This window comes from Nonomuraea zeae, assembly GCF_005889725.1.
In the GTDB taxonomy this organism is placed as follows: Bacteria; Actinomycetota; Actinomycetes; order Streptosporangiales; family Streptosporangiaceae; genus Nonomuraea; species Nonomuraea zeae.
The window spans coordinates 1-17,351 of record NZ_VCKX01000035.1; the positions used below are offsets into that span (position 1 = coordinate 1).

12 protein-coding genes are annotated in these 17,351 nt (G+C 71.1%); 2 read left to right on the plus strand and 10 right to left on the minus strand.

Annotated features, from left to right (window positions below; translation table 11 throughout):
* Nucleotides 1-37 precede the first annotated feature (37 nt).
* The 3 genes from ETD85_RS14105 to ETD85_RS14115 form a co-directional block, all read right to left on the minus strand.
* Nucleotides 38-1,255 carry an aminopeptidase gene (locus ETD85_RS14105; RefSeq protein WP_138690139.1) on the minus strand — a complete coding sequence of 406 codons (1,218 nt, stop codon included), beginning with the start codon at nt 1,253-1,255 and terminating at the stop codon, nt 38-40.
* Nucleotides 1,256-1,301: 46 nt separating this feature from the next.
* Entirely contained in the window at nt 1,302-1,826 is a 525-nt protein-coding gene (locus ETD85_RS14110; protein ID WP_206058304.1) for an ArsR/SmtB family transcription factor, read from the minus strand.
* A 91-nt stretch (nt 1,827-1,917) separates the two neighbouring features.
* The gene (locus tag ETD85_RS14115; protein ID WP_138690140.1) at nt 1,918-2,364 is read right to left on the minus strand and encodes a GNAT family N-acetyltransferase; all 447 of its coding nucleotides are present in this window, start codon (nt 2,362-2,364) and stop codon (nt 1,918-1,920) included.
* Between the two features lie 334 nt (nt 2,365-2,698).
* On the opposite strand from ETD85_RS14115, the gene ETD85_RS14120 reads away from it, so the two are divergent.
* Nucleotides 2,699-4,876, plus strand: coding sequence for an alpha-glucuronidase (locus tag ETD85_RS14120; protein WP_206058305.1), 2,178 nt, complete (start codon nt 2,699-2,701; stop codon nt 4,874-4,876).
* Nucleotides 4,877-4,915: 39 nt separating this feature from the next.
* Here ETD85_RS14120 and ETD85_RS14125 read toward each other — a convergent pair whose 3' ends face one another.
* Genes ETD85_RS14125 through ETD85_RS14150 form a run of 6 tightly spaced genes read right to left on the minus strand, consistent with a single transcriptional unit; the run spans nt 4,916 to nt 13,172 of the window.
* A complete protein-coding gene (locus tag ETD85_RS14125) occupies nt 4,916-5,644 on the minus strand; it encodes a YesL family protein (protein ID WP_138690141.1) in 729 nt (242 codons plus the stop codon).
* Nucleotides 5,641-7,158 carry a GH39 family glycosyl hydrolase gene (locus ETD85_RS14130; RefSeq protein ID WP_138690142.1) on the minus strand — a complete coding sequence of 506 codons (1,518 nt, stop codon included), beginning with the start codon at nt 7,156-7,158 and terminating at the stop codon, nt 5,641-5,643. The genes ETD85_RS14125 and ETD85_RS14130 overlap by 4 nt, the downstream gene beginning before the upstream one ends.
* Before the next feature lie 55 nt (nt 7,159-7,213).
* Nucleotides 7,214-8,851, minus strand: a complete 1,638-nt coding sequence (locus ETD85_RS14135) for an ABC transporter substrate-binding protein (protein ID WP_138690143.1) — start codon at nt 8,849-8,851, stop codon at nt 7,214-7,216.
* Nucleotides 8,852-8,887: 36 nt separating this feature from the next.
* A complete protein-coding gene (locus ETD85_RS14140; protein ID WP_138690144.1) occupies nt 8,888-9,766 on the minus strand; it encodes a carbohydrate ABC transporter permease in 879 nt (292 codons plus the stop codon).
* Nucleotides 9,760-10,746 carry an ABC transporter permease gene (locus tag ETD85_RS14145; RefSeq protein WP_138690145.1) on the minus strand — a complete coding sequence of 329 codons (987 nt, stop codon included), beginning with the start codon at nt 10,744-10,746 and terminating at the stop codon, nt 9,760-9,762. The genes ETD85_RS14140 and ETD85_RS14145 overlap by 7 nt, the downstream gene beginning before the upstream one ends.
* A complete protein-coding gene (locus tag ETD85_RS14150; protein ID WP_138690146.1) occupies nt 10,743-13,172 on the minus strand; it encodes a glycoside hydrolase family 3 N-terminal domain-containing protein in 2,430 nt (809 codons plus the stop codon). Before ETD85_RS14150 ends, ETD85_RS14145 begins: the two co-directional genes overlap by 4 nt.
* Nucleotides 13,173-13,766: 594 nt before the next feature.
* On the opposite strand from ETD85_RS14150, the gene ETD85_RS14155 reads away from it, so the two are divergent.
* Nucleotides 13,767-15,338 carry an alpha/beta fold hydrolase gene (locus tag ETD85_RS14155; RefSeq protein ID WP_138690147.1) on the plus strand — a complete coding sequence of 524 codons (1,572 nt, stop codon included), beginning with the start codon at nt 13,767-13,769 and terminating at the stop codon, nt 15,336-15,338.
* 70 nt (nt 15,339-15,408) lie between these two features.
* Here the strand turns inward: ETD85_RS14155 and ETD85_RS14160 are convergent, their stop codons facing one another.
* On the minus strand, nt 15,409-17,268 hold the full coding sequence (locus ETD85_RS14160) for a 2-isopropylmalate synthase (protein ID WP_206058306.1): 1,860 nt from the start codon (nt 17,266-17,268) through the stop codon (nt 15,409-15,411).
* Nucleotides 17,269-17,351: the final 83 nt, after the last annotated feature.

Below are 17,351 nucleotides of genomic sequence, written 5' to 3' on the forward strand. Positions count from 1 at the left end.
CACCTGGCTCGCCACCCCCTGACCCCCGGCAGCGGGGTCAGACCTGCCATTCGTCGTTCCTGAGCAGCTCGATCGCACCGCCGCCGGGCTCGATCCCGGTGACCGTGACGTCGGGGCCGCCGACCATGAAGTCGACGTGCACGGCCGAGCTGTTGACCCCGGCCGCCTGCAGCCCGGCGGCGTCCAGCGCGCGCAGGTGCGCGGGCACGCCGGGCGGCAGCCCCGCGCCCCAGGCCAGGTGGCAGGTGGCGTTCTCGTCCAGCAGCGTCTCCAGGTAGGTGAGGCCGGACTGCCCGACCGGCGAGGAGCCGTCGACCAGCGCCAGCTCGCCGAGCCTGGCCGCGCCCGCGTCGGTCGCCTGGTGGGTGCGCACGACGTCAGCGCCCGTGCTCGCGCGCACCTCGGTCACCACGCCCCCGCTGAAGGTCAGCTCCAGGTCGCGGATGACGCTTCCGTTGAGCGCGAGCGGCCGCGTCGAGCGTACGGTGCCCTCGACCCTGCGGCAGTCGGGCGTGGTGAACACCTCCTCGGTCGGGAGGTTGGCCTGGAACTCGTGCCCCTCGACGGATTCGAGCCGCGCCGCCGTCCAGTGCGCCCGCGGCAGCAGGCCGATCGTCAGGTCGGTGCCGGGGCCCTGGAACCGTACGGCGTCGAGGCGCAGCCCGCTCAGCACCTTGGCGCGGTCGAGCAGCTCGCCGATCCGCTGCTCCCACGCGGCCCGCGGGTCGGGGCGGTCGAGGCGCAGGATGGGGCGCAGCTGCCGCCACAGCCGGGCCTCGTCCGGGTCCCCGAAGATCGCGCGGGCCCACTCCGCGGTCGGGCACGGGACCATGACCCACCTGACCAGGTTGCCGAGCTGCGCGCGCTGCCTCGACGTGAGGTGCGGCATGCGGTCCAGCCCGGCCCGCACCTGATCCAGCCCGGCGAGGAGGTCCGGTGCGGCGGCCCCGCGGAGGTTGACCACGATGCCGCAGTGGCGGATCACCTCCTCGTTGCGCGCGTCCAGCCAGGACGGGACCTCGCCCAGCGTCGCCGCGTCCGCGTGCTGGACCCGGGACCGCTTGGCGTAGGGGTCGAAGTACCAGATGTCGGCGTACCGGGCGCCGCGGGCGTACGCCGCCTCCGCGAGCGCCCTGGCCAGCGGGGCGTGCTCGATCTCGGCGTTGATCAGGACCCGGTCGTCGGCGAGCACGGGCACGGCGACGTCGAACACCACGTCGGCGTAGCCGGCCAGGTCAGCGGCGGGAATGGTCACGATTGTCTCCTCGGGGAGATGTCCAGACGAAGGTGGCGGGGGTGCGTCATCGCTCGTCGCGGAGCTCAAGGAGCAGCGCGGTCATGCTGACCTTGACGCGGTCGGCCGAGCGCGGCGGCCCCGCCTTGCCGTGCACCAGGGAGACCGCCTGGTCGATCAGCCCCACGACCTCCTCCCACGTCTGCCTGTCCAGCCACACCTCGGCGTCCATCGACGTGCGCTGCGCCCCGGCCTGGGCGAGCCGCCGGGCCAGGTCGGCGCTCATCGCCTCGTGCAGGAGCAGGCGGCCGTCCGTGCGGTCCAGGCGGGCGGCGCTGGAGGGGTCGTACCGGTAGCACCGGCGGGGCCGCCCCTTACCGCCGCGCGGCGGCTGCTCGTCCACCTGCTCCAGATATCCCGCCTCGGCGAGCTGGCGCAGGTGGTAGCTGGCGGAGGCGTGCGCGATGCCCAGCTCCTCCGCGACCTCGGCGGCCGACAGGGACGCGCCGGTGAGCAGGGACACGATCCGGATCCTGAGCGGGTTCGCCAGCGCGCGCAGCGGCACCAGCCCTTGGCGACTTTCCCAAGACATGTTGGGATTATGACATTCCCAAGAGGTCTTGGGAAAGGGTCAGCCCGCGTCGAAGGGGCGATCCGGTACGCGCGCATCACGGAGCGGGCGGTCAGAGCGCCAGCTCGCCCACGGTCTCGCCGAACAGCACCTCCCCCGTCCGCTTGAAGCCGAGCCGCAGGTAGAAGCCCTCGGGCCCGCCCTCGCCCGGCTCCCACAGGACGGTGACGCGCCGGTGGCCGCGCCGCCGCGCCTCCTCGCAGAGGGCGCGTACGGCGAAGCTGCCGTAGCCCTTGCCCTGCTCCGCCGCGGCCACGTTGAGCCGCCAGACGCCGCAGCGGAACGCCTCGATCTCGTGGCCCGGGTCGAAGTTCGCCATGACGAACGCGACCGCGCGATCGCCGTCGTAGACCAGGCGCGGCCAGGCGGTCTGGCGGGAGGCGTAGGCCTCGGCGAGTGAGGCCACCACCGGGGCGACGAAGGCCTCCTGCGCCAGGCTCACCTTGATCTCGACGGCGGCGGCCAGATTGTCGGGCGTGATCTCTTCGAGTCGTGGCACCGCACCAACCTAAAGGATCGGTCAGGCATCCTCCCTGGCCGCGCGGCGGGCGGCACGGCACCCAGGTGACCGCGCACGGGTGGCTGCGGTCGCGGGCGACGACCTCCGGCCATTCGCGGGTCAGCCGTTCGACGGTTCCGGGCGCGTGCTCGCAGGCGCTGGGCATCTCGCTCCACACGAGCAGGCCGAGCCGGTCGCACCAGGCCAGGAAGCGGGGTCGCGCCAGGAAGACGAAAGGCGATGCTTTTCGGCGCCTCCCGGCCGTGACCAGGGCGCCGTCCTTCGCTAGATTTGTCTATAAAATGGATTAATTCATCGGATTTGAGGATCCAGCGTGACCACACCCGATCTGACCGACGTGCACCCGGCCTGGCTTCCCCCCGAGGCGTTCCGGGCGATCGGCTCGCGTCGCACCCTCGTGCTCGGCGACGGCCCCCTGGTCGAGACCGTACGCGCGGAGGTCGCCCAGGCCTGCGCCCGCTACGACGGCACCGTCGCGGCCCCGGGTGACGAGGCCGATCTCGTGCTCGCGCTCACCACGGCGACGCCGCTCCCGCCCGCCGCGCAGGCGCTCCTGGACGAGCCGGCGGACGCGGCTTCAGGCGCGGCCACCGGTGCGGCTTCGGGCACAGCTTCGGGCGCGGCTTCGGGCGCGGCTTCGGGCGCGGTCGGCGGTCTCGGCGACGAGGGGTACGTGCTCGCCCGCCTCGGCGGCGTCACGGTGGTGCTCGCCGACGCCCCGGCCGGCCTGCTCTACGGGCTGTTCCACGTGGTGCGCCTGGGCGAGCAGGCATTCGGGGCGGACCGTCCCGCGCGGGCGCACCGGCCGGCGATGCGGCGGCGCATGCTCGACCACTGGGACAACATCGACGTGCACCCCGTGATGGGCCAGGTCGAGCGCGGCTACTCGGGCGGGTCGATCTTCTGGCGGGACGGCGCGGCGGCCGGGGACCTGACGCGGGTACGCGCCTACGCCCGGCTGCTGGCCGCCACCGGCGTCAACGCGATCTCGGTGAACAACGTGAACGTGCACGCCACCGAGGCCCACCTGCTGACCGACCGGCTCGGCGACGTGGCCGCGATCGCCGATGCGGTGCGCCCGTACGGGATCCGCGTGCATCTGTCGGTCAACTTCGCCTCCCCCATCGCACTGGGCGGGCTGGCCACCGCCGACCCGCTCGACGAGGACGTGCGCGCGTGGTGGGCGGCGACCACCGAGCGGGTGTACGCGACGATCCCCGACTTCGGCGGCTACGTGGTGAAGGCCGACTCCGAAGGGCAGCCGGGCCCGTTCGCGTACGGGCGCACCCACGCCGACGGCGCCAACCTGCTCGCCGGCGTGCTGGCTCCGTACGGCGGGGTCGTGCACTGGCGGGCCTTCGTCTACAACCACCGGCAGGACTGGCGCGACCGCTCGACCGACCGGGCCCGCGCGGCCTTCGACCACTTCGCGCCGCTCGACGGGCAGTTCCACGACAACGCGATCGTGCAGGTCAAGCACGGGCCGCTGGACTTCCAGACCAGGGAGCCGGTGTCACCGGTGATCGCGGCCATGCCGGCCACCCGGCTGGCGGTGGAGCTGCAGGTGACGCAGGAGTACACCGGCCAGCAGCGGCACGTGTGCTACCTGGCCCCGATGTGGCGCGAGGTGCTGGGGTTCCGGCCGTGGGGCCAGGACGGCCCCGACGTGGCAGCCCTGGCCACCGGCGGCCAGGCGGTCAGCCGCAGCCTGGCGGACGGCGGCCGTCCGGCGGACGGCGGTGGTCTGGCGGACGGCGGTGGTCTGGTGGCGGTCTCCAACGTGGGTGACGACCGCTACTGGACCGGCCACCCGCTCGCCCAGGCCAACCTGTACGCGTTCGGCCGGCTCGCCTGGGTGCCTGGGCTGGACCCCACGGCCCTGCTGGACGAGTGGATCGGCCTGACGTTCGCGGCCGGCCCCGACCGCGAGGCGCTCGGCCGCACGCTGCACGAGATGATGGACGGCTCCTGGCGCACCTACGAGCGCTACACCGCGCCGCTCGGCGTCGGCTTCATGGTCCGCCCCGGCCACCACTACGGCCCCGACGTGGACGGCTACGAGTACACGCCGTGGGGCACGTACCACTTCGCCGACCGCGACGGCGTGGGCGTGGACCGGACGCGCGCCACCGGCACCGGCTACACCGGCCAGTACCCGCAGCCGTGGTCGGAGGTGTACGAGTCGCTCGACACCTGCCCCGACGAGCTGCTGCTCTTCTTCCACCACGTCCCGTACGGGCACGTGCTCCAGAGCGGCTCGACGGTCATCCAGCACATCTACGACACCCACTTCGCGGGCGCCGAGCAGGCCGCGCAGACCCGGCTGCGCTGGGAGAAGGCCGAAGGGCTGGTGGACCCGGCGCTGTGGGCCAGGGTGAAGGAGCGGCTGGACGAGCAGGTCCGCTCCGCCGAGGAGTGGCGTGACCAGGTCAACGCCTACTTCTTCCGCAAGTCGGGCGTGCCCGACGCGCACGGGCGCCGCATCCACTGAACGAGCCCGGTCCGGCCTGACCCGGCCGGACCGGCCGCCTCACTGAGGTGCGGTGAACCGCTCCTGCACCTCGGTGGTCATCCGGCGGCTGTTCCACAGGAGCACCGACGCGGCCACCGAGGCCAGCAGGACGGGCACGACCTCCGATGCGACCAGCGTGAGGCCGCCCGCCACGATCAGCAGGCACGCGTTGGCCAGGGTGGCGGCGGGGAACCGGCCCAGCGAGTACGCGGCCAGCCGGGCCACGTCCACCGCCCTGAACGCGAACAGCGAAGTGATCACCAGCGCATTGGCGACCCAGAGCGTGGCCGCCACGGCGACGACGACGAGCAGCACCGCCCACCAGCCGGGCACCCCGGCGGCGGAGAAGTTGCCGAGGGTCATCCCGACGATCGTCAGCCACACCAGCCACGGCGTCCATGCCTTCAGCGCACCGGCGGCGTTGAGCCGGTAGCCGCGCCAGAACGCCGACGCCGGGCGAAGGTCCGTGAGCTCGGCGCGGCGGTGGCGCAGCGCGTACAGGGCGGCGGAGAGCGCGGGGCCGAGCGGCAGCAGGCAGAGCGCGGCCAGCGGCACGTTGCTGGCGTCCCGGTCGAGCAGGACCAGGCCGGCCAGCCCGGGCGCGGCGGTGAGCAGGACCAGGAGCTCGACGATCAGCAGCGTGTAGATCAGCGCGGCGGCCCGGGAAAGCGGCCCCGTGCCGAAGCGCCGCCCAATGCCCGTGCCCGCGCTCGCGCCCGCGCTCGTGTCCGTGCCCACCTCGCTCATGCGATGCCCTCTCCCAGGCCGAGTATCCGGCTGTCGTCCCACCAGGGCGGGGTCTCGTCCACCACCGCCGTCAGCTCGACCAGGGTGACCTCGTGGCGTCCGAGCGTGAGGTCGAGCTCCACAAACCCGCCCGTCATGGGGAGGTTGCGGTGGCTGCGGACTGGTTCCGCCGCTTCCCGGAGGATATCCAGCTGCCGGGGATGGGGAGACCGGGGACGGCCCATTTCGCACCAGGCCGTCCAGGCGTTGCCCTGCTCCTCGCTCACCGACGAGCGCAGCATGAACGCCGAGACCGCGTCGCCCATGGGGACGGACAGGCGCACGGTGTGCCCGTCCACGGGCGGGCCGCCGGTGACGTCCACGGGCGCCCAGGCCAGCACCGTGACCCGGCCCGTCGCGTCCCTGGTGACGAGGTGGTCGGCGCCGCGGGTCAGGAGCTGGTCGCCCATCCTGGCCATGAACGCGTACAGGTGGTAGGTCGGCTTCTTGACCTGCCGGTGGGTCAGCAGCCCGAACCCGCCGTGGAACAGCGCCGTCGGGATCCCGACCTCCTCGAACATGTCGCTGAAGGTCCAGTAGGAGAAGGAGTCCGCCAGCTCTCCCCCGGCCGCCAGCACCGGAGCGAGATAGGCGGCGTTGAAGGCCGTGTCGTGGATGGGGTTGTCGGGCCGGTAGGAGGAGTTGAACTCCGTGATGTGCACCGGCAGGCCCGCCAGCGGGCCCCCGGCGAGCTGGCGGCGCGGCAGGCCGAACTGCTCCAGCAGCTCCGAGGCGGGCCGCAGCGTCTGATGCACGCCGAACGGGACGTGCTGGGCCGGGCCCGAGGTGTAGGCGTGGCGGCTGACGAAGTCGACGGGCACCGAGCGCTCGGTCACGAAGTCGGCGAAGCGGGTCATCCACTCGTCCGAGCCGGGCGAGATGGCCGGGCCGCCGACCTGGAGCGAGGCGTCCACGTCCTTGATGGCGTGGGCGGTGACCTCGTACAGCCGGTGGTAGGCGGCCTCGTCCGCGTCCTGCCAGAAGTCCTTGAGGTTCGGCTCGTTCCACACCTCGATCGGCCAGGTGCGCACCTCGTCCAGGCCGTAGCGGCCGATCAGGTGCGTCACGGTGGCCTTGACCAGGTCGGCCCACTCCCGGTGGGAGCTGGGCGGGGTGACGTTGCCGCGCCACCAGAAGACGGTCTGGTCGCCCGAGGCCAGGCCGGAGGGCATGAAGCCGAGCTCGACGAAGGGCTTGATCCCGAGCTCCAGGTAGGCGTCCACGACCTGGTCCACGTACGTGAAGGAGTGCCGCACGTGCCGCGCGCCCGCGTGCTCGTACGGCTGGTGCACGCCCATGCCGTCGCTCAGCAGCCCGTGCCCGCGGATGTGGCGGAAGCCGATCTCCCGCTGGACGAGCGCCAGCGAGTCCTGGTAGTCGCGCCGCAGCGCGAGCTCGAAGCGTCCCGTGCCGACGCAGAAGCGCCAGGCGTCGGACAGCCGTCCCGAGGGATGGCCGGGAACGAGGTTGCGCATGGTCGTCCTATGGTCGGGGCCGCCCCCGGAGCGGGAGCGGCCCGAAGAGGTCAGGTCAGCCGTGGTCCTTCTTGAACCGCTCGTAGGCGGTGGTGACCAGGTTCAGGTAGGAGGCCATGTTCTTGCCCTCCAGCTCCTTGACGTAGGCGTCCCACTCGCTGAGGTCGCGCTCGCCGAGGATGAACTTGAGGGTGTTCTGGGTGACGTGGTCCTTCAGCGGCGTCTCCCACAGGCTGGCCTGCTCGCGCTCATCGTCCTTGAAGGGGTGCGGCGGGTCGACCGGCCAGGGCTTCCTGGCGTTCATGACCTCCTGGAAGGCCAGCTCCTCCTCGGAGAAGGTGGAGTTCAGCAACTTGGTGGTGCCTCCGTAGGCGAAGACGCCGTTGGAGAAGCCGAAGTCCTTCTGCAGGTGCTTGGGCGCGTTGGGGTTGAGCCCGACGAAGTCCACGTCATCGGCGATCTTGTAGTTGCCGGACGCGTCCTTGGTGAACGTGGTGCCCTCGACGCCCCACTTGGCGAACTCCTCGCCCTGGTCGGAGTACCAGAGCCAGTCCAGGAACTGCATCATGGCGACGAAGTTCTTGTTCTCCAGGGCCTTCTTGGAGATCATGACGCCGTTCTCCAGGCGCGTACCGATCTTGTAGTCACCGACCGGGCCCATGGGCACCGGGATCTTGACGATCTTGGCGTCCGGGTTGTTCTCGGTCAGCGCCGCCCGGTAGTCGTTGATCAGCGACTGCGCGTTGGAGCTGATCACGAAGGACTTGCCGGAGGTGAACTTGGCCTTGGCGGCGTCGTCCTGCTGGGTGAAGCTCTCGGGGTCGAGCAGCTTCTCCTTCACCAGCTTGTTGAGGTACTCGATCATCTGCTTGTACTGGGGCATCGCGCCGGTGTAGGCGAACTTGCCGGCCGCGACGTCCCAGGTCGCGTGCTGGTAGTCCCACCCACCCCTGGTGCCGTACGCCTGGGCGACGAGCTTGAGCAGGTTGCCGCCCGGCGTGGGGACGCCCCAGCGGTCGGTCATCGGGTACTGGTCGGGGTACTCGGCCTTCATCGCCTTGAGCACGGTGTAGAGGTCGTCCCAGGTCTTGGGGACCTCCAGCTTGAGCTTCTCCAGGATGTCGGTCCTGATGGCCAGCGAGTAGTCGACCCAGATGTCCTCGTGGAGACCGGGCAGCAGGTAGAACCGGCCGTCCGACTGGCGCAACGTGTCCAGCTCGGGCTCGAGCTTCCACTTGGCGACCTTGTCCTTGAAGTTCGGCATCAGGTCGACGTAGTCGCTGACCGGCAGGACCGCGCCCGAGGCGACGAAGGCCTCCTCCTGCGGGTGGTACGTCTTCGGGATGATGAGCGGGGCCTGCCCCGCGCCCACCAGCAGGCCGCGCTTCTTCTCGTAGTCGCTGAGCGGCACGGTCACGGCCTTCAGCGTCACGTTCGTACGCTTGGTCAGCTCCTGCCAGAACAGCCAGTCGTTCTTGTGCGGGTAGAACGGGTGGTTGTTGTAGAGCACGTCGAACGAGAGCGGCTCGGTGGCCTTGAACTGCTGGTTGACGCCGTAGCTCGCCATCGCGCCCGCCTTGTTCGCGGACACGTCGGCGGTCTTCTTCGGCGTCTCGTCCTCGCCGCAACCGGCGAGGACGAGCGTGAGCGCGCCCAGGCCGAGGATCGCCTGACGTCGTGAGAATTCGCGCATGGGGGATTTCCTTAGGTGAAGGGGCTGACGGGAGGACTAACCCTTGACCGCGCCGATCATGACTCCAGAGACGAAGTACCTCTGGACGAAGGGGTAGACCGCGAGGATGGGGAGGACGGTGAGCATGATCGTCACCGACTGGATGTTGGCGGCGGCTTGTGTCACCTCGGACGTCACCGCGCCCGCGGACTCCGCGCCGGTGGCACCCGCGATGAGGTTGCGCAGGTAGATGGTCACCGGGAACAGCTCGGCCTCGGTCAGGTAGAGGAAGGCCGTGAACCACGAGTTCCAGAACGAGACCGCGTAGAAGAGCACCATCGTGGCGATGACCGCCTTCGACAGCGGCAGCACGATCTTCCACAGGATGCCGTAGGTGCTCAGGCCGTCGATGGCGGCGGCCTCCTCCAATTCCTGCGGCAGGCCCTCGAAGAACGCCTTCATGACCAGGAGGTTGAACACGCTGATGGCGTTGGGCAGGACGATGGCCCAGATGGAGTTCGTCAACCCGAGGCTGTTGACCAGCACGTACTGGGGGATGAGGCCGCCGGAGAAGATCATGGTGAAGACGGCGATCCAGACCAGGACCGTGCGGCCTTTGAGGTGCTTCTTGGACAGCACGTACGCGTAGCAGGTCGTCAGCACCATGGCGATGGCCGTGGCGACGACGGTGTAGATCACGGTGTTGCCGTAGTTCGTCCAGAACATCGGGTCCGAGACCACGATCCGGTAGGTCGTGAGGTTGAACCCGCGCGGGATGAGGTTGACCTCGCCCGCGACGATGTAGCGCTCCTGGCTGAACGAGCGGGCGACGATGTTGATGAAGGGGTACAACGTCACGATCACGACACCGGTCAGGATGACCGCGTTGACCCCTTGGAACACGCGGTAGCCACGGCTCTTGGCGATCGTTACCACAGGCTCGCCCCTACTGTGCGGCGGGAGATCACGTTGGCCGAGGTGATGAGCACCACCCCGATCAGGGCCTCGAACAGGCCGATGGCGGCGGCGTAGCTCATGTTGCTGGACTCGACGCCCATCCGGTACAGGTACGTGGAGATCACGTCCGCGGTCGGATACGTCAGCGGGTTGTACAGCAGCAGGACCTTCTCGAAGCCGACGGCCATGAACGTGCCGATGTTGAGCACGAGCAGCGTGATCGCGGTCGGCCGGATGCCCGGCAGCGTGACGTGCCAGATCTGCTTCCAGCGGCCGGCGCCGTCCATCCTGGCCGCCTCGTAGAGCTGCTCGTTGATGGTCGTCAGCGCGGCCAGGTAGAGGATGGTGCCCCAGCCGACGGTCTGCCAGACCTCCGACGAGACGAAGATCGTGCGGAACCAGTCGGGCTTCTGCATGAACACGGTGGGCTCGCCGCCGAACGCCTTCACCATCTGGTTGATCGGCCCGTCGATGGAGAGCATCTGCATGACGATGGCGGCCACGATGACCATCGACAGGAAGTGCGGCAGGTAGGACACCGACTGCAGGAACCGCTTGAGCTTCGTGCTGCGCACCTCGTTGAGCAGCAGCGCCAGCACGATCGGCAGCGGGAAGCAGAACAGCAGGGTCAGCGCCCCGAGGACGAGCGTGTTGGTGAACACGTTCCAGAACGTCGGGTCGTTCAGGAACATCTTCACGTAGCGCAGGCCCACCCATTCCTCGCCGAAGAGGTTGCCGCCCGGCTCGAACTTCCTGAACGCGATGACGTTGCCGATCATCGGCCCGTACCTGAAGATCAGGAAGAACAGCAGCGGCAGGATCGCCAGCGAGTAGAGCTGCCAGTCGCGGCGCAGCGCGGCCCGCCAGCCGGTGCGGGGCCGGGCACGGTGGGCGGCCCGGCTCGCCTGTTGCGGGCCGCGGGTGCCCGATGACGGGTCCAGCGTCTGGGATGTGCTCATCCATCGACCTCCGGTGCGATGCGGTCTATGCGCGCCAGCGGATGCAGCGCCCGCAGGTGACCGACCTCGCGCTCGGCGCCGGTCAGGCGCAGCGGCACGGCCGCGACCGGCTCGCCGCTCGACCGCCCGAACCGCAGCTCGACGTCGCCGGGCTCGACGATGCGGGTGCCCCGAACGCCGGTGAACGAGGTGAGGTCGGCGGGGACGGTGAAGCGCACGCGAGCGGACTCCCCCGGCTCCAGCGGGACGCGCAGGCAGCCGATCAGGCGGACGACCGGTCGCGTCGTCTGCGCGACCGGGTCGTGCAGGTAGAGCTGCACGACCTCGGTGCCGGCGCGGGTCCCGGTGTTGCGCACCGTGATGCCGACGCGCACCTCACCGTCGACCGGCCAGGCGGTGCCGCCGCCCGAGCCGCCATGCGAGTCGCCGCCCAGGTCGCGGCCCGAGCCGCCGCCCGAGTCACTCCCCGGATCGCCGTCCACGCCGCCGTCGCTCCACTCGAAGGTCGTGTAGCTCAGGCCGTGCCCGAACGGGAACGCGGGGGTCGGGTCCACGGAGGACACCTCCGAGCGGCGGCCCAGCGGCGGGGACAGGTACGTCGAAGGCAGCCCGGCGGCGTCGCGGAGCACGCTGACCGGCAGCCGCCCGGACGGGTTCACCGCGCCGGTGAGCACCTCGGCCAGCGCCTGGCCGCCGCGCTGGCCGGGGAAGAAGCCGTAGACGATGGCCGCGGCCGCGTCCACCTCGGCGCCCAGCGCGTACGGGCGGCCGGCGAGCAGCACGAGCACCACCGGGGTGCCGGTCGCGAGTACGGCCTGGACGAGCTCGGCCTGCACGCCGGGCAGCCGCAGGTCGGTCGCGTCGCAGCCCTCGCCGGAGGTGCCGCGGCCGAACAGCCCGGCCCGGTCCCCGACGGCGACCACGCACACGTCGGCCTCGGCCGCGGCGGCCACCGCCGCCGCGATACCCGAGGTGTCGTCGCCGGTGATGCCGCAGCCCGGCGCGTACGCGAGGTCGCCGGCCAGGCCGCCGAGCGCCTCGCGCAGGGACGGGATGTCCAGCCCGAGCCCGTGCTCGGGATGCGGGCCCACGTGCGCGGGGAAGGCGTAGCAGCCGAGCATGCCCATCGGGTCGTCGGCGAGCGGGCCGACCAGGGCGATCCGCCGGCCGGGGGCCAGCGGCAGGATCCCGCCGGTGTTGCGCAGCAGGACCACGGACTGCCTGGCCAGGCGCAGCGCGACGTCCTGGCCGGCCTCGTCGTCGAGGCGGAGCTGCTCGACGTCCGCGGGCAGGGGCTCCCAGCCGGCGTCGAGCAGGCCGAGCTCGGCCTTCTGGGTCAGCACCCGGCGCAGGGCGCGGTCGATCAGCGCCTCGTCCACGTCCCCGGCCTTCACGGCCTCGATCAGCGGGGTGCCGAAGGTGTCGACGGTGGGCAGCTCGACGTCGATGCCGGCCCGCAGCGCGAGCCCGGCCGCGTCGGACGCCCCGGCGGCCAGGCCGTGCAGCTTCTGCAGGAAGCGGATGGAGAAGTAGTCCGCGACCACCGTGCCGGAGAAGCCCCACTCCTCGCGCAGCAGCCCGGTCAGCAGGCTCTCGTCGGCCGCCACGGGAACGCCGTCGATCTCGGAGTAGGAGTTCATCACCGACCGGGAGCCGCCCAGGCGCAGGGCCATCTCGAACGGAGGCAGGATGACGTCGGCGAGCTCGCGCCGGCCCATGTGCACGGGGGCGAGGTTGCGGCCGCCGCGGGAGACCGAGTAGCCGGCGAAGTGCTTCAGCGTGGCGACGATGCCCGTGCTCTCCAGGCCGCGTACGTAGGCCGCGCCGATCGTGCCGACGAGGTAGGGGTCCTCACCGATCGTCTCCTCGGTGCGGCCCCAGCGGTAGTCCCTGGTCACGTCCAGGACCGGGGCCAGGCCCTGGTGGATGCCGGCGGCCCGCATGGACCGGCCGATCAGCCCGGCCATCTCCTCGACCAGCTCGGGGTCGAAGGAGGCGCCCCAGCTCAGCGGGGCCGGGTACACGGTCGCCCGCCAGGCGGCGAACCCGGTCAGGCACTCCTCGTGGACCTGGGCGGGGATCCCGAACCGGCTGGCCGCCGCGATCTGCGCCTGGGAGGCCGCCAGCGAGCGGGCGCCGGCGACCGGATCGACCGGCGCCGTGCCGAACGGCCGGGTGAGCTGGCCCAGCCCCTGGCTGATGACCGTGCTCCACTCCACACCCTCCATGTCGGACTGGTGCGGGGCGACCCCTCCCCCGGAGGCGTCGGCGCCGACCCACACGCCGACCAGTTGAGCCACCTTCTCCTCGAGAGTCATCAGCGGGATGAGCGCCTCGGCCCGCTCGGCGGGCGAAAGCCGTTCGTCCCGCCACTGCGCGCCCTCTTCGGACGCAGGGCTCGTGTCGATTGGTACCTGGCCCCTCATGCCATCCCTTCGGCCGGTGACGGCGCAGGACCCACGCGCGGCGAGTGGGGGGTCACGCTGGCGTGTCGCGCCGAAACTTTCACGACGATTTGTTTAATATTGCGGCAACATAAGGGCACCGTTGGGGCGTGTCAAGAGTGCCGCCATCTGCAACGTTGCGAGGCCGATCTGTCAAGGCCGGTTGGAGTCACAGCCTTGGATCAGCACTGAACGAGCGTTAAGTTGCCCGAAAGTTTCGGAAACCTGGAGAGCGACTCCCGGCAACACCGGGCACCCGCGAACGGGTTACCGGATCACACCGTTCCCGGCGCCCGCGGCCGGCCTCCGGGGAGTCCGGCCGCGCCGTCACGTTACCGGGCGCGCCAATGCCCTGGTCACCGTGGGGCCGATAACCAGAAAACAGGCTTTATCTCGAAAAATTTACTCATATGGTCAATCGGCGGCCCATCGGGTCCGCTGATGCCCCCCGCCGAAGGTGACGTGCTGGGTCGGAGGGGCCGCGATACCTGGGGATGACTCGATTCTCATACTCGAGCCGGATGGTCGCGCCGGGTGATCCGATCCACGATCGAGTACCCGACGAATGGATGGAAGATGCGAAGACTTGTCCTCGTACCCACCGTTTTACTGGCCCTTGTTGTCCCCGCGCTGCCGGTGCCGGCCTCGGCCGGCGCGGCGGCAGACACGGCGGCGGACACGGCGGCGGACACGGCGGCGGACTCGGTCGCATGGGCGCCGTGCCCGCAGGATCCCACCGCCGAGTGCGGCACGCTGCGCGTGCCGGTCGACTGGGCGCAGCCGGGCGGGCAGACGTTCGAGCTGGCCCTCGCCCGGCGCAGGGCCACCGATCCGGCGGCCAGGACCGGCTCGCTGGTGATCAACCCCGGCGGGCCGGGCGGGTCAGGTGTGGACGCCGTGCTGGCGAACCGGCCGGGGTTCTCGCCGGAGATCACCCGCCGGTTCGACGTCGTGGGCTTCGACCCGCGCGGCGTCAGGCGCAGCAGCCCGATCCTGTGCTCGCTGGAGCTGGCCGTGCAGGCGCCCGATCCGCTCTCGGTGACGAGCCAGGCCCGCTTCGACGCGTTGCTCGCCTTCAACGAGCGCTACCGGCAGGACTGCAGGAGCCGTACCGGGCCGCTGTTCGACCACGTGGACACCGGCAGCGTGGTGCGCGACCTCGACGCCCTGCGCGCCGCCCTGGGCGACGACAGGCTGACCTACTACGGCGTCTCGTACGGCACGCTCATCGGGCAGCTCTACGCCGAGCGCTACCCGCGCCGGGTGCGCGCGCTCGCGCTCGACAGCAACATGGACCACAGCCTCGGCACGGCGGCGTTCCTGGACTCCCAGGCGCTGACCGTCCAGGACTCCTTCGACGAGTTCGTGGCCTGGTGCGACCGGACCGCCTCGTGCGCGCTGCACGGCAGGGACGTGCGCGCGCTCTGGCAGGAGCTGCTGGCTCGCGCCGAGCGGGGCGAGCTGCACCTGCCGGGGATGCCGGAGGCCGTGCTGAGCAGGTTCGGCCTGATCTCGCAGATCTTCGGCGCGTTCTACGGGCCCGCCTACAAGGAGCTGGCCGAGTTCCTGGTCGCCCTGGAGAGCGGGGACGGGACGGCGCGGGCGTTCCTCACGCCGCCGTCGGCGCAGGCCGAGGACGTGATCGACGACCCGAGCCGGGTCTTCTGCCTGGACTACCTGCTGCCCATCCGCGACTATCGCGACTACGCGCGTCATATGCGCAGGTCCGCGGCCATCGCGCCGGACATGCTGGTCAGCCCGGCGGCCCACGCGATGGCGGCCGCCTGCCTGGGCACGCCTGGCCCGATCCCCAACCCGCAGCACCGCCTGCGCGTGGTCCACACGCCGGCGCTGCTGCTGGGCAACGCCCTGCACGACCCCGCCACCGGCTATGCGTGGGCGGTCAGCGCGGCGCGGCAGATCGGGCGCGAGGCCAGGCTGCTCACCTACGAGGGATGGGGGCACGGGATCTACGGCAGCGGCGAGTGCCCGACGGCCGCGATCGACGGCTATCTGACCTCGCTCGCGGTGCCGGCCAAGGGCGCGAGGTGCCCGGCCGTGCCGCCGGGCGAGCTGAGCACCTTGCGGGCCCGGCCGATCCCCGGTCCCGTCCCCGGCCTGCCCGGATGGACGCCCGCGGCTCCATAGCCCGGCCGTCAGCCCAGCCGTCAGCCCTGCCGGTGGTCCGGCCGGTGGTCCGGAGCGGCGCATGTCGCGCTCAGCCACGCATCGGTGCGGGAGAAGCCATGACCGGCCTTTCCCGCACCGGTCTGCCGGTTCCGCCTAGTACGGCAGCACCCGGCCTGAGGGGGTGCGAAGGTCGAGCGTGCGGCTCTTCGCTTTTCTGGGCTTGCTGATCCTGATTCTTTTCATGCTTCGACGCTAGAGATGTGCGATTTTTGTCCGCTATCTCCCTGGTATCCGTGAGCGCCCGCCGTACGGCGGCGGCGACCGCGGCCACGGCGGCCGTCTCGGCGTTCGCGCCCGAGCCGACGCCCCACCAGAGCTGCCCGCGCACGCGGCACTGCGCGTAGACGGTCACCTGGCGGCCCAGCTCGGCGCCGCCCGTGCGGTGCAGGGCGCGTACGTCGATGCCCTTGGGGGCGAGCGCGGCCGTCACCCGCTGCACCGCGTCCGCCCGGTCCGCGCCCACGTCGAAGGGGACGCCGTCGAGATAGAGGTCGGCCGGCACGGGCTCGCCGGTCGCCGGCTCGGGCAGGCCCGCCCGGGGGCTTACCCGGTACTCGCGGTCGAACAGGTCCTTGATCCGCTCCGGCGTGAGCTCGCCGCCCGCCGCGTCCGCGTCCGCCTGCACGATCCTGGCGAACTCCGCCTGCAGCGGGCGCGGCAGGCGCAGGCCGTAGCGGGCGCCCAGCACGTACGCCACCCCGCCCTTGCCCGACTGGCTGTTGATGCGCACGATCGCCTCGTACGTGCGGCCCACGTCCTCGGGGTCGAGCGGCAGGTACGGCACCTCCCACGGCAGGTCGCGCACGAGGACGCCCCGCCGCCCCGCCTCCCCCTCCAGCGCGTCGAGCCCCTTCTTGATGGCGTCCTGGTGCGAGCCGGAGAAGGCGGTGTAGACGAGGTCGCCCCCGTAGGGGTGGCGCGGGTGCACGGGCAGCTCGTTGCAGTACTCGACCGTGCGCCGGACCGCGTTGATGTCGGAGAAGTCGATGCCGGGGTCGACCCCCTGGGTCAGCAGGTTCAGCCCGAGGGTGACGAGGTCGACGTTGCCGGCCCGCTCCCCGTTGCCGAACAGGCAGCCCTCGACCCGCTGGGCCCCGGCCAGCAGCGCCAGCTCCGCGCTGGCCACGCCGGTGCCGCGGTCGTTGTGCGGGTGGACGGACAGGCACACGTGCTCGCGCCTGGTGAGGTTGCGGTCGAGCCACTCGATCTGGTCGGCGAACACGTTCGGCATCGAGCGTTCGACCGTGGTCGGGAAGTTGAGAATGATCCCGCGGCCCGGCTCCGGCTGCCAGACGTCCATGACCGCTTCGCAGACCTCCAGCGCGAACTCCAGCTCCGTCTCGTTGAACAGCTCGGGCGAGTACTGGTAGCCGAAGTCGCAGCCGCCGAGCAGGCGCTCGGCGTACTTCATCGCCAGCCGGGTGCCGTGCACCGCCAGGTCCTTGCACTCGTCCCTGGTCATGCCGAACACGGTCCTGCGGAACTGCGGCGACGTCGCGTTGTAGACGTGCACGGTGGCGGCGCGGGCGCCCTCCAGGCTCTCCACCGTGCGGTGGATCAGCTCGTCGCGGGCCTGGGTGAGCACGGTGATCCGGACGTCGTCGGGGATCAGGTCCTTCTCGATCAGCAGCCGGACGAAGTCGTGGTCGTCCTGGCTGGCCACCGGGAACCCGACCTCGATCTCCTTGTAGCCCATCGACACGAGCAGGTTGAACATGGCCAGCTTGCGGTCGGGGCTCATGGGGTGCGGCAGCGACTGGTTCCCGTCGCGCAGGTCCGTCGACAGCCACCGCGGCGCGGCGGTGAGGGTCCTGTTCGGCCAGGTCCGGCCGGGCAGGCGGACCTGCGGGAACATCCAGTAGCGGGCGGCGGGTCGTCGGGCCTTCATGTGTACTCCCTGGATTGACGATGCCGGATACGGTCGACAGGCACAGATCGCGCGATCCTTCTGCCGACCAGCATCGGCAAGGC

What these genes read in the sequence shown, in the direction of transcription:
- ETD85_RS14125 (WP_138690141.1), bottom strand. Translation starts at nt 5,644, where the DNA reads ATGAGCGAGGTGGGCACGGACACGAGCGCGGGCGCGAGCGCGGGCACG.
- ETD85_RS14155 (WP_138690147.1), top strand. Translation starts at nt 13,767, where the DNA reads ATGCGAAGACTTGTCCTCGTACCCACCGTTTTACTGGCCCTTGTTGTC.
- ETD85_RS14135 (WP_138690143.1), bottom strand. Translation starts at nt 8,851, where the DNA reads ATGCGCGAATTCTCACGACGTCAGGCGATCCTCGGCCTGGGCGCGCTC.
- ETD85_RS14110 (WP_206058304.1), bottom strand. Translation starts at nt 1,826, where the DNA reads ATGTCTTGGGAAAGTCGCCAAGGGCTGGTGCCGCTGCGCGCGCTGGCG.
- ETD85_RS14150 (WP_138690146.1), bottom strand. Translation starts at nt 13,172, where the DNA reads ATGAGGGGCCAGGTACCAATCGACACGAGCCCTGCGTCCGAAGAGGGC.
- ETD85_RS14160 (WP_206058306.1), bottom strand. Translation starts at nt 17,268, where the DNA reads ATGAAGGCCCGACGACCCGCCGCCCGCTACTGGATGTTCCCGCAGGTC.
- ETD85_RS14130 (WP_138690142.1), bottom strand. Translation starts at nt 7,158, where the DNA reads ATGCGCAACCTCGTTCCCGGCCATCCCTCGGGACGGCTGTCCGACGCC.
- ETD85_RS14145 (WP_138690145.1), bottom strand. Translation starts at nt 10,746, where the DNA reads ATGAGCACATCCCAGACGCTGGACCCGTCATCGGGCACCCGCGGCCCG.